General features: G+C 70.8%; 7 protein-coding genes. 3 read left to right on the top strand and 4 right to left on the bottom strand.

Going from position 1 to position 12,319, the window contains the following annotated elements; translation table 11 throughout:
* Positions 1 to 5: 5 nt before the first annotated feature.
* On the bottom strand, positions 6 to 1,322 hold the full coding sequence (locus ACGFY5_RS20530) for an ABC transporter substrate-binding protein (RefSeq protein WP_392721886.1): 1,317 nt from the start codon (positions 1,320 to 1,322) through the stop codon (positions 6 to 8).
* Positions 1,323 to 1,640: 318 nt separating this feature from the next.
* Here ACGFY5_RS20530 and ACGFY5_RS20535 point away from each other — a divergent pair, with 318 nt between their 5' ends.
* Entirely contained in the window at positions 1,641 to 3,161 is a 1,521-nt protein-coding gene (locus ACGFY5_RS20535; protein ID WP_392721887.1) for an AMP-binding protein, read from the top strand.
* A gap of 239 nt (positions 3,162 to 3,400) precedes the next feature.
* Here the strand turns inward: ACGFY5_RS20535 and ACGFY5_RS20540 are convergent, their stop codons facing one another.
* Both ACGFY5_RS20540 and ACGFY5_RS20545 read right to left on the bottom strand, forming a co-directional pair.
* Positions 3,401 to 4,036: an alpha-ketoglutarate-dependent dioxygenase AlkB gene (locus ACGFY5_RS20540; RefSeq protein ID WP_392721888.1), complete on the bottom strand. Its 636-nt coding sequence runs from the start codon at positions 4,034 to 4,036 to the stop codon at positions 3,401 to 3,403.
* A 5-nt stretch (positions 4,037 to 4,041) separates the two neighbouring features.
* Positions 4,042 to 7,236, bottom strand: coding sequence for an NACHT domain-containing protein (locus ACGFY5_RS20545; protein ID WP_392721889.1), 3,195 nt, complete (start codon positions 7,234 to 7,236; stop codon positions 4,042 to 4,044).
* A gap of 109 nt (positions 7,237 to 7,345) precedes the next feature.
* On the opposite strand from ACGFY5_RS20545, the gene ACGFY5_RS20550 reads away from it, so the two are divergent.
* On the top strand, positions 7,346 to 8,170 hold the full coding sequence (locus ACGFY5_RS20550) for a class I SAM-dependent methyltransferase (protein WP_392722566.1): 825 nt from the start codon (positions 7,346 to 7,348) through the stop codon (positions 8,168 to 8,170).
* Positions 8,167 to 9,465, top strand: coding sequence for an MATE family efflux transporter (locus ACGFY5_RS20555; RefSeq protein WP_392721891.1), 1,299 nt, complete (start codon positions 8,167 to 8,169; stop codon positions 9,463 to 9,465). The genes ACGFY5_RS20550 and ACGFY5_RS20555 overlap by 4 nt, the downstream gene beginning before the upstream one ends.
* Here the strand turns inward: ACGFY5_RS20555 and ACGFY5_RS20560 are convergent.
* Positions 9,462 to 12,164, bottom strand: a complete 2,703-nt coding sequence (locus tag ACGFY5_RS20560; protein ID WP_392721893.1) for an Hsp70 family protein — start codon at positions 12,162 to 12,164, stop codon at positions 9,462 to 9,464. The genes ACGFY5_RS20555 and ACGFY5_RS20560 overlap by 4 nt on opposite strands.
* Between the last annotated feature and the right edge of the window lie 155 nt (positions 12,165 to 12,319).

The following is a 12,319-nucleotide window of genomic DNA, read 5'->3' on the forward strand; positions in this document are numbered from 1 at the left end:
GTTTCTCAGCTGCCGTAGATCTGCTTGGCCTGGGCCTCGAGGCTCTTGGTCACCGCGTCGACGTTGCCGTCCTTGATGAACTGCTGGAAGGCCGGCAGCGCCGCGTTGTTCGCGAACGCGGGCTCGGCGTCGCGGTCGAGGAACTGCGAGATGTTCTTGGAGGCGCCGATGATCTCCGCTGCCTTCTTCTGCAGCGCGTTGTAGCCCGACGTGTCGGCGTCGTTGGCGGCGGCGACGTCGTTGTGGTCGGTCTTGAGGTAGATGTCCTCGGCCTTGCCGGTGGCGAGGTACTCCATGAGCTTGCGGGCGCTCTCGTTCTCGCCGCCCTTCTTGCTCAGCATGAAGCCGTCGATCGGGGCCTCGATCGCGTCCGCGCCCACGTTGGAGTCGATCTCCGGGAACGGGAAGAAGTCGATGTCGGTGTCGCCCTCGGGCCACTGCTGGCCGACGAACGAACCGAGCAGGTACATGCCCGACTTCTTGGTGACGACGGTCTGCGCCGCCTCCTGCCAGGTGCGTCCCAGCGAGTCGGCCGACTGGTACGGGAAGATCTCCTTCCAGGTCGTGAAGACCTGCTTGACCTTCGCGTCCTCCCAGCTTCCCTTGTGCGCCATCAGGTCGACGTGGAACTGGTAGCCGTTGATGCGCATGTTCAGGTAGTCGAACGTGCCGAACGCGGGCCAGCCGTCCTTGTCGGCGAAGGCGATCGGGTTGAGCCCGTCCGTCTTCATCTTCTTGGCCAGCGCGATGAGCTCGTCCCAGGTCTTGGGCTCGGTGTAGCCCTTTTCCTTCCACACGCTCGGGCGGTAGAACCAGCCCCAGGGGTAGTTGTAGAGCGGGACGAAGTACTTCTTGCCGTCGTCACCGGTGGACGCGGTCTTGAAGGCCTCGGAGAAGTTGCTTCCGGCCTTCTCCCACACGTCGTCGATGTCGGCGACCAGGCCCTGCTTCGCGTACGACTTCATGCGGTAGCCGGCGAACCACGTGAAGACGTCGTCCGGGCTGCCCTTGAGGTAGTTGTTGATGTTGTTCTGGAAGTCGTTGTGCGCGACGGTGTTGATCTTGACGTCGAGCTTGACGGCGTCCTTGGCGGACTTCATCAGGGCCTCGTACGCCGCCTTCGGGACCTCGTCGGAACCGTTCGAACCGAACGTGACCGTGCCGGTACCACCGCTGCCGGACGAGCCGCTGTCGGATCCGGTGCATGCGGCCAGCAGCGGCGCCGCCGCGATCGCACCGGCGCTGAGACCAGCGACGCGGAGGAGCGACCGGCGGTTCATGCCGCTCTGGCCGAGCAGCGAGTCAAGCGAAGGGGTGGGCATCAGTGCGCCTCCTTGCCGTGTGGATCGCAACGGGATCCAACATTAGTGCGCACACTTCACCAGAACCCTCCGTGGTCGTCAACGGGCCTCGGTAACGTTTGCGCAACACGTGATAGCTACGAGTAAACGCATCGTAACCATGGGGCAGGGATCGGGGCGAAGTGCCTCACTGGAACGAGCAAAGTCGTTTTTGCCCGTTGTCGATTTTTGGGCGGATGTTGTCGCGGTCACAGGCACGCCGCGTGACGGAGTTGGGGTGCGTGGAGGTGCCCGCACGATTACCTTTCGATCGATCGGGTTCGACGTCGGAGGTGGCGCGTGTTCTATCCCCTCAACGTGAAGGACTTTCTGGATCGAGCGGAGACGGTCTATCCGGACCGGGTCGGCGTGACTGACGAGGGGGACCAGCCGGCTGCTTCTCTGGGCTCGGTGACGTATTCATCGCTGGCGCGGATGGCTCGGAGCCAGGCGGCCTGGCTCGACGAGTTGGGCGTTCCGGTGGGTGGCCGGGTCGCGATCGTGTCGCACAACGCCGCGCGGATGCTCACGTCGTTCTTCGGCGTGTCCGGGTGGGGGCGCATCCTCGTGCCGATCAACTTCCGGCTCGGTGCGGAGGAGATCGAGTACATCGTGTCGCACTGCGGTGCGGACGCTCTGCTGGTGGATCCCGCGTTGCAAGGGTTGTTGGATTCCGTGCGGGTGAAGCACACGGTGGTGCTCGGTGAGGACGCGCTGTTCACGGGCGACGGCGACCCGCGGCCATGGGACGCGGACGAGAACGCGACGTGCACGCTGAACTACACGTCCGGCACCACGGCCCGGCCGAAGGGTGTGCAGCTCACCCACCGTGCGAACTGGCTCAACGCGACAGTGTTCGCGCTGCACGCCGGGATCACCGACCGGGACGTCTACCTGCACACGCTGCCGATGTTCCACGCCAACGGCTGGGGCATGCCGTACGCGATGACGGGGCTCGGTGTGCACCAGGTGGTGCTCCGCAAAGTGGACGGCGCGGAGATCCTGCGGCGGGTGCGGGACCACGGTGTGACGGTCATGTGCGCGGCGCCTGCGGTGTTGAACGCGGTGCTGGACGCGGCCGAGTCGTGGGAGGGCGAGATTCCCGGGCGGGACCGGGTGCGGGTGATCCTGGCCGGGGCGCCGCCGCCGACCCGGACGATCGAGCGGATCCGGTCGGATCTCGGGTGGGAGTTCATCCAGATCTACGGCCTGACCGAGACCGCGCCGCTGTTGACGATCAACCGGATGCGTGCGGAGTGGGACGATCTCGACGCTTCCGAGCAGGCCCGGTTGCTGGGGCGGGCCGGTGCGCCGGCGATCGGGGTGCGGATCGCGGTGTCCGAGTCCGGGGAGGTGCTCTCGCAGACCAACCACAATCTGGACGCGTACTGGGAGAACCCGTCCGCCACGGCGGAGGCGCAGGAGGGGAACTGGTTCCACACCGGGGACGGTGGTTCCTTTGAGGACGGGTATCTGTCGATCACCGACCGGAAGAAGGACGTGATCATCAGCGGGGGTGAGAACGTGTCGTCGATCGAGGTCGAGGACGTGCTGAACTCGTTCCCGGCGGTGCGCGAGGTCGCGGTGATCGGTATCCCCGACGACAAGTGGGGCGAGCTGGTGACGGCGCTCGTGGTCACCGATGGGTCGGACGTGACCGAGGAGGACGTGATCGCGTTCTGCCGGACGCGGTTGGCCGGCTACAAGACGCCCAAGCGGGTGGAGTTCGTGGACGCGTTGCCCCGGACGGCGACCGGCAAGCTCCAGAAGTTCAAACTCCGCGAGCCGTACTGGAAGGACACGGGCCGCCAGGTGAACTGACCCCCGACCCGCCGCGCTGGCCCTGGCGACGCGCCGAAGCGGTCCCGATTGGGCGAGCCGCCACTCGCCTGAAGGGGACCGCTCCGCCGGGGTGTGCGGCTACGCGCGCTGGCCCCGGGTGGCGTGCCCCGAAGCGGTTCCGATCGGGGGAGCCCTCACTCGCCTTCATGGGGCCGCTTCGGGGCGCCGGCCGAGCGTGTGAGGGCGGGCCCCCTGCCGGTGCCGACGGGCGCGGGGCGCTAAGCCACGTCGATGGGGCGGAACTGGACGCTGACCCGGGGGCCGCTCGCGCGGGTTGTTTTCGGGACGGCGTGTTCCCAGGTGCGCTGGCAAGAGCCGCCCATCACGATGAGGTCCCCGTGGCCGACGGGGAAGCGCAGGCTCGAACCGCCCCCGCGCGGACGCAGCAGCAGGGGGCGCGCCGAGCCGAACGAGACGATCGCGACCATCGTGTCGCTGTGCGCGGACCGGCCGAGCGTGTCGCCGTGCCAGGCAACGCTGTCGCGCCCGTCCCGGTACAGACACATGCCGGCGGTGACGAACGGTTCGCCCAGTTCGTCGGCGTAGTGGGCGGTGAGTTGTTCTCGAGCGTCGGTGAGGAGCTCGTGCGGGAGCGTCTCGCCCTCGCCGTACCACCGCAGGAGCCGGGGAACCTCGACCTCGCGGTCGTACATCTCGCGCCGCTCGGCACGCCAGTCGACGTCGGACAGCAACGTCTGGAACACCGCGTCGGAGCCGCGCACCCAGCCCGGGAGATGGTCGACCCACGCCCCGGCCGACAGCTCGTGCCGCCGGATCTGCCCCGTCAGCGGGCCGAGCCGGGCGTCGGTGTCGGCGAGCTCCAGGATCGACGGCTGATACGCAATCGCGGTCATGCCGTTCACTCTACTCGATTATTCGAACGCCCGTGCGAAATAATCCCCTCGACCCACTCGGGCACCCCCAGCCCTTCCCCCGCAAGCGCCCCCCGGAACACCTCGCCGGCGTCGGTGGGCCACGGCCCCCCATAGCCGTGGAGGTAGCCGCTCCAGGAGGACATCAGATCGCGCGCGGCCTCCTCGTCGAACGTGACCAACGCGGCGACAACCCTCGCGAACAGGACCAGTTCCTCGGTGACCGCCTCGTGACCGAGGAGGTGAATCAAATCAACCGTTCTGGCCGCCATCGCTGGTTCTTCGGCGAGCTGGCGTAGCACCGCCCGCTGGTAACGCCTCCCGTGGCCGATCTCGAGAGCGAATTCGAACAGCTCCGCGCGGAGTGCTGGGTCGTGGCGCTCGGGCGGAACCAGCAACAGCTGTTGGAGGACGCCGGTGGGATCCAGCAGCGGAGGCCGGCTACCGAAATCGAAGAAGAAGGACTCGGCCAGGGGCCACGCGGTCATCACGCCGTAGACGGTTTCGCGCATGTCGATCGACGTCTGGTGGAAGGCGGCACGCCTCAGCGCTTCGCCGAAGTAGTCCTCGGCGGGGATTTCGACGTCCGGAGTCTCCCAGTCGCGGCCGGGCGCTGGGGGGTCGTCGGTGGGCCAGGGGAGGGATTCGTAGACGCTGACGGGGGCGCCGTCCTCCAGGCGGACCTCCAGCCAGGTCGGGTCGGCGTCGTAGCGCCAGGCGACGCGGAAGGAGCGCCAAAGGCGGCCACGGTCCTGCAGGTCCAGCTGGCTGCGCCAGAGCAAGGAGAGCTGACGCCACGCGTCCGGCGACGGACCGCCGGCCAACTCGTCGGCACGCACCGGCCCATCGGCCAGCAGCACTGCGAAACACATGAGGTTCGCGGAGAACGCCGCGTGCCGAGCCGCGAACGGCTTCCGGCGCGGCTCGTACTCGGCCACCGACCACGTCGGTTGCGGAAACCCCGCTTCGGGCAGCAGCTCGAGCACCAGCGAGCGACACGCCCCCCGCTGCGCAGGCGCCAACGCACCGAGCAGTCCTCGAACGAACTCCCACAGCGGCACCCGACGCGTCACCGTCACGAACGACGTCGCCGCGAAGAAGAACCCGGCGTCCAGCGTCGTCCGGGACCGCCGCCCGCGCAGGTACTGCCACTCCTCGGTGAGATCGACCAGCGCGTCGACGATGAGCCGCGCGGCGAGGTAGTCGCCGAACGTCGCGTGGAGAAACTCGAAGCTGCGCTCGGGTGCGCCGGTGTCGCGCGTCGCCCGTGACTCGTGCACGAAGAAGAACCGCCCGACGAGCAGTTGGCTCGCGGTCAGCGCGCGACCGGAGCCGCCGTCGCCGACCGTGAGATCGTCGTCGGCCAGGAGCTGTGGCAAGTCATGGTCGAGCTCCGCCTCCAGGATCACGTCCCCACCGCGGTTGAGGATCGCCAGCGCCACCGCCCCGAGCCGTCGCCACTCCCGCAGCACCTCCTGCGAGCGGTCCTCGCGCAACCGGCCGTCCCGCCGTTTGTCGACCTCCCGATCGATGAAGTCGGCGAACAGGCGCTCGTACAGCTCGACCTGCCCGAGGTCGCCTGCGGCCCGCTGCAACGCGTTCGCGCCGGCGTCGTACAGAGCGAGCAGGAGCAGCAGCAGCGGTTGACCGGCCAGCTCACCCTGTGCGAGCGCCACTGCGGCCGGCAGCGGACGCAGCCCGCGCTCGGCGAGGCTCGCACGGTTGGCGGCGTTCCACTTCGCGAGCCACTTCTCGACCTGCGATTCGTCGAAGGGCGCGAGCCGTAACACGGCGGTGTCACGCGGGAACCGCGCCCGGTCCGCCACCACCGTGCGACTGGTGACCAGCACCGCGACCGGGCGCCCGAGCTCACTCTCCCGCTCCTGGAAAGCCTGCACCTGCTCCAGGTAGTCGGCTCGGTTCAGGCCGGTGGCCTGCAGCAACTCGTCGAACCCGTCGAGGATGACGACCGGCGCCGCCGGCCGCACCCGACGAGCGACCTCCGGCCAGGAAACCTGCTCGCCGAGCGACCGCAGGACCGCGTGCTCGATCTGCGTCTGGATCGGCGCGTCACCCGGGATCGAACGGAGCTCGACCCGGATGGCCAGGAAACCGGCCTCCGTCAGTCGCGCCGCCAGGATCCGGGTGAGCGCCGATTTGCCCGAGCCGGGATCGCCGAGCACGACGGTCGGAGCGTCGAACGCCGCCAACGTCGTGAGGTGACCCAGCAGGAAGGCGGGGACGTCGTCCACGCGTTTCGCGTCGAGCCACCACTCGTCGGTCGCCGGCCGATCGCTGGGTCCGGCTTCCGCGACGGAACCGCTGGGATCCACATAGCTCTCACCGAGGCCCGGCAGCGTCACGTGTTCCGGGACTCGATCGGAGTCCAGGATCGGCCGCCGGAGCTGCGCTCGGTGAAGCCTTTCCAGGCCGCTACGAACCGCGTCGACGGCCGTCGGCCGGGTGAGGAGTTCACGGAGTTCGGCGCGCAGATCGCGGACGGTCTCGCGGGTGGCCTGAGCGTCCACACCCGCGGCCCACACGCGGAACTCCGGCGCCTCGGCCGCCAGGGTCCGGAAGGCGGCCGTGTACCGGGCGACCGCATCGGCGCTGAGTCCGTCCGGGGCGTCGAGCAGGTCGGTGCGCCGCTCGAACGCCGCCAGCCCGGTGAGGAACGTGCGTACGGCCTCGGCCAGGCCGTCGTAGTAACCCGTCAGGTCCGCGGCGACGACCTCGGCCGGGCGCGTCGGCGTCGGAATGGGTAGTGGCTTGTCGACGAGGAGCGCCACCATCGAGCGGTAGTCCTCGGCCGGACCGGTACCGGTCGCAAGACCGGTCTGCTCGGCGGCAGTCAAGTCAGCGGCGTCCAGATCGACGCCGAGCGTCGTGTCGAGCGCTTCGAAGAAGGACGTGATGACGAGGACGCTGTGGGCGGCGACCAGACGTTCGGTGCGGTCGAAGCGCGACAGGCCGTCGAGTTTTTCGCGGAGACCGCTGACCGCGGAGTGGCCCCAGCCCACCAGCTGATCGCGTAACGCGAAGAAATCGATGGTGCCGACGCTGGCCGCGGTGACCACGCCCGCACCCGTGCCGGCCAGGGTGCCCAGGGCGTTGACCACGGGACTTTCCGGCTCGCCGATCAGGCGGACGGCGTCGGCATAGGTGAGCGTGCGGCGGCGCATGCGCGGACGGTAGCGGAACGGCTACGGCACTTGCGCACCACAACCGGATACCCGCGTGATTCTGTTGTGATCGGTATGACATTTTCGTGTCGTGACAGCGAACGGCGATATCGACGACTACCGCAGACTGAACCGGGCCAGCTGGGACGACCGCGCGGCGGCGCACGCGGCGTCTCAGGACTACGACGTCGACCGATTCCGGGTCGATCCCACCTTCCTGAGCCGTGTCGTGCAGTTCGACCAGGAGCGGCTCGGTGACGTCGCCGGTCTGGACGGGGTGCACCTGCAGTGCCACATCGGTACCGACACCCTGTCGCTGGCGCGGCTCGGCGCCCGGATGACCGGCCTCGACTTCTCCGGGGGCTCGCTCGAGCAGGCCCGGGCGCTCGCCGAGGAGACCGGCGCGAAGATCGAGTACGTGCAGTCCGACGTCTACGAGGCGGTCGAGAAGCTCGGCGCCGAGCGGTTCGACTTCGTGTTCACCGGCGTCGGTGCGCTCTGCTGGCTGCCCGACGTGCGGCGCTGGGCATCGGTGGTGTCGCAGCTGCTGCGGCCGGGCGGGCGGCTGTTCATGCGCGAAGGCCACCCGGTGCTCTGGGCACTCGACGACGACCGGCGCGACGGTCGGCTCGTGCTGCGGTACCCGTACTTCGAGCGCGTGGAGCCGGTGGTATGGCACGACGAGGGCACGTACGTCGAGACCGACACCCAGTTCGTCAACAACACGGTGCACAACTGGAACCACGGCCTCGGTGAGGTCGTCACCGCCCTGCTCGAGCACGGCCTGACGCTCACCCAGCTGGTCGAGCACGACTCGGTGCCGTGGCAGCCGTTCCCCGGCCTGATGGAGCGGGACGGTGGCGAATACCGGCTCATCAACCGGCCGTGGCGGGCGCCGATGACCTACACCCTGCAGGCCTCCAAACCGCTGTGAGCACCGCGCCGACGGGACAGGTGGTGCGGCTGGCCGCGTCGGCGTTCGTCGTCCTCGCGGCCGAGCCGATCTTCCTGCTCGTCGACACCGCGGTCGTGGGGCACCTCGGCCGGGTCGCGCTGGCCGGGCTCGGTGCCGGCGGCACGCTGATGGGCCTGCTCGCGATCGTCGGCACCACGTTGGCCTACGGCACGACCGGCCGGGCGGCCCGCTGGTACGGCGCCGGGCAGCGCGACCGGGCCGTCGGCGAGGGCGTGCAGGCGTCCTGGCTGGCGCTGCTGATCGGCGGGATCGGCGTCGTCGCGGGACAGCTGCTGGCTCCCTGGGCGACGCGCCTGATCGCCGGGGAGGGCGAGGTCGCGGCGGCGGCCGAGTCGTGGCTGCGCATCGCGATCCTGGGGCTGCCCGGCATCCTGCTCGTGTTCGCCGGCAACGGCTGGCTGCGCGGGGTCCAGGACACCCGGACGCCGGTCGTCGTGGTCGTGATCGCGAACGTGGTGTCGGCGGCGGCGTCGCCGGTGCTGGTGTATCCGGTCGGACTCGGGCTCGAGGGCTCGGCCTGGGCGAATGTCGTCGCCCAGTGGTTGGGCGGTGGGCTGTGTCTGTGGGCGCTGTACCGGGAGCGGGTGCCGCTGCGGCCGCACTGGTCGGTGATGCTCAAACAGCTGACGGTGAGCCGGGACCTGGTCGTGCGAGCGGCGGCGTTCCAGATCGCGTTCCTCACCGCTGCGGCAGTGGCGGGCCGGGCCGGTGCCGCGCAGCTCGCGGCGCACCAGGTGGGGCTGCAAATGTGGAATCTCGCCGCGCTGCTGCTCGACTCGTTCGCGATCGCCGCCCAGTCGCTGGTCGGTGCTGCCCTCGGCAGCGGCGACGTCGACGCCGCGAAGTCCACCGCCTGGCGGGTCGGTCGGTTCGGCCTGGTCGCCGGTGTGGCGTTCGCCGGGGTGTTCGGGCTCGCCTGGTTCGTGGTTCCCGCCGTTTTCACTGACGACGACGCTGTGCGCGCCCAATTGGGGGTGCTGTGGCCGTTCCTCGTGGCGATGGTGCCGGTGGGCGGCGTCGTGTTCGCGCTGGACGGTGTCCTGTTGGGCGCGGGGGACAACGCGTTCATCCGGAACGTGACGGTGGGGTCGGCGCTGTTGGGGTTCGTGCCGGTGACCGTGGCGACGGGCTATTTCGGCTGGGGGTTGGCCGGGGTGTGGGCAGGGCTCGCGGTGTTCATCGCTGTGCGGTTCGGGGGCATGGTGTGGCGGACGCGGTCCGGGGCGTGGGCGCGCGTGGGGACGTCGATCTAGAGCGGGTGCACCCGGGCCGTGGTGTCGTGGCTGCCCGTGACCAGGGTGCGTGCGTCGGGGGAGAAGGCCACTGAGGTCAGGGCTGCGGTGTGGCCGCCGATCGGGGCGGTGAGGGCACGGCCCGTCACCACGTTCCAGAGTCGGGCGGTGCCGTCGATGCCTGCGGTGGCCAGTGCCCGGCTGTCGGGGCGGAAGGCGAGCCCGGTGACCGCGCCGGAGTGCCCGGCCAGGCGCTCGCCGAGCGGTCGGCCGTTGTCGGCCTCCCAGAGGCGCGCGGTACCGTCGACGCCTGCGGTGGCGAGGATCCGGCCGTCCGGGCTGAACGCGACCGCGTGCACGAGCCCGTGCCCGGACAGGGTGGCCAGCTGTTGACCGGTGTCGACGTCCCAGATGCGGACCGTCTGGTCGAAGCTTCCGGTGACGACGCGACGGCCGTCGGGGTGGAAGGCCACGGCACGGACGACGTCGGAGTGGCCGGTGAGCGTGCCGACGGTCGCGCCGGAGCGGGTGTCCCAGAGGCGGACGGTGTGGTCGAAGCTGCCGGTGGCGACGCGGAGGCCGTCGCGGTGGAAGGCGACTGCCCGGATCATGTCGGTGTGGCCGGTGAGGCTCGCGAGTTCGGTGCCGGTGCCCGGGTTCCAGATCCGGACGGTCCGGTCGTCGGCGACGCTGGCCAGGCGGGAACCGTCCGGACTGGACGCGATGCCGTTGATGCGCGCGGTGTGCCCGGTGAGGGTGACGATGCGGCGGCCGGTGGCGAGGTCCCAGATGCGGACCGTGCGGTCGGCGCCGGCGGTGGCGAGGCGGGTGGAGTCGGGGCTGATCACGAGGCTCGAGACCGGGCCGTCGTGGCCGCGGAACTCCACGGATTCGCCCGGTTGGTGCATGGTGCGCACCTGCACTGTGGGTTTGCCTGACGGCCCGCTGCCCGGCGTGCCACTCACCGGTACCGCACTCACGGGCCGCGCGGTGCCCGCCGCCGGGCCGCTCACGGGGGCCGCGCCCGCCGCGGGGCCGCTCACGGGGGCCGCGCCCGGCGCGGGGCCGCTGACGGGGGCCGCGCCCGGCGCGGGGCCGCTGACGGGGGCCGCGCCCGGCGCGGGGCCGCTCACCGGGGCCGCGCCTACGGCGGGGCCGCTCACGGGGGCCGCGCCGTAGGGACGCGCGCTGACCGGGGCGGCGCTCACCGGTGCTGCGGCGTGGGGTGGGGTGAAGGGGGCGGGAGCCGGTTGGGCGGAGCGGAAGTCGCGTTCGCCGCGGGCCACTCCCGGGGCGGCCTGGGGCTCGGGGTACGGCATCGTCGGGTGCCCGGGGCGCCAGCCACCCGGGTGGTTCGCCCCATGGGGCGGGAACGGCGGCCCGGAGTGAACCACCGGTGCGGAATGCGCAGGCACCCCGTGCGGCGGCGCGGGATAGCGCGGTGCGCCGGGCTGAGGCGGCAGGTGGTGCGGCGGCGCGGACCGGGGCGCCGGAAACGGCGGCGCCGACGCCTGCGCGCCCGCCGGGAACGCTCCCGACGCCTGCGCGCCCGCCGGGAACACTCCCGACGCCTGCGCGCCCGCCGGGAACGCTGCCGACGCCTGCGCGGATGGCGGAGCCGCGGATGGCGGAGCGTCGAAGGCGCGGACCCGGAGCGCGCCCTCGGCCACGATCAGCTCCGGCTGCTCCAGCACGGTCGGCGCCACACCGAGCGTCCGGTGCAGGAGCGTCGCCACGAGCGGAATCCGCGTCGACCCCCCGACCAGGAACAACGCCGAGAGATCCCCGGGCGTCAGCGTGGCCTCCCGCAACACCCCTTGCACTGCGGAGATCGTGCGCTCCAACAGCGGCCGGGTCAGCGCGTCGAGCTCGTTGCGCGTCACCGGGATCTCGTCGTCGATCAGCGGCACCGGGATCAACGTCGACGAGGCACTGGAGAGCAGCTCCTTCGCCCCCCGCACGTCGTCCTGGAACAGCCACCGCGCACGCCGCTCCGCCGCGCTGGTCGGCGACGTCAGCGCCCGCCACGCGTCCGGATTGCGCTTCTCCACGATCGCACCCACGTGCGTGAGGATCGCGTGGTCGATGTCCAGCCCACCGGCGTCCACCAGCCCGTCCGTCGCCCGGACGTCGTACCCCGACGCGGTCCGGCGCAGCACCGTGGCGTCGAACGTGCCACCGCCCAGGTCGTAGACCAGCGCGTTCCCGCCCACCGGCAGGCGCGCGCCGTGCACCTCGGCGAACGCGGCAGCGGCTGCGACCGGCTCGGGTACCAGACCGACCGCCTGCACGGGCCACCCCGCCGCAACCGCCGACCGGCGCAGCAGATCACGCCGCGCACCGCCCCACACCGCGGGGTGCGTGATGCGGATCTCGTCCGGCGCGGGCGACCCGGTGACCCGCCGCGTCTCGTCCGCGACCCGCCGCAGCACCGCGGCGAACAGCTCGACGACCTCGTACTCCTGCGCGCCGAGCAGCACGAATCCGTCGTCGATCCGGCGCTTGGGATTGGGTTCGTACCCGTCGGGGTGCAGCCGTGCGGTGTGCAGTGCGGCGCGTCCGACCAGCAGTTCCTTCGCGGGCGTCGCGCACACCGCCGACGGGAGTTGCGGCTGGCCGTCCACCAGCAGCGGGTTGACCCGGCCGTCCGCCCGGGCGAGTACCGCCACCGTGTTCGATGTCCCGAAGTCGACTCCTAGTCGAGTTCCCGCTGCCGCCACGCGGTCACCTTAGGCCGCCGTCCGGGCGTCCGGAGGCGCGGATGCTGTCCGTTGTGCGACTCAGCCGGTATCGGACTCGACCGGAGACCGCTGACCGGCCTGCTCATCGCCACCGTCCCGGTCATCGGCGCGATCGCACGTCGGCACCGGCCCGG

The sequence above is a fragment of the Cryptosporangium sp. NPDC048952 genome, from assembly GCF_043197895.1.
Taxonomy (GTDB): Bacteria; Actinomycetota; Actinomycetes; order Mycobacteriales; family Cryptosporangiaceae; genus Cryptosporangium.

Coding starts and splice junctions, on each gene's coding strand:
- ACGFY5_RS20530 (WP_392721886.1), bottom strand. CDS start 1,322: ATGCCCACCCCTTCGCTTGACTCGCTGCTCGGCCAGAGCGGCATGAAC.
- ACGFY5_RS20540 (WP_392721888.1), bottom strand. CDS start 4,036: ATGACCGCGATTGCGTATCAGCCGTCGATCCTGGAGCTCGCCGACACC.
- ACGFY5_RS20545 (WP_392721889.1), bottom strand. CDS start 7,236: ATGCGCCGCCGCACGCTCACCTATGCCGACGCCGTCCGCCTGATCGGC.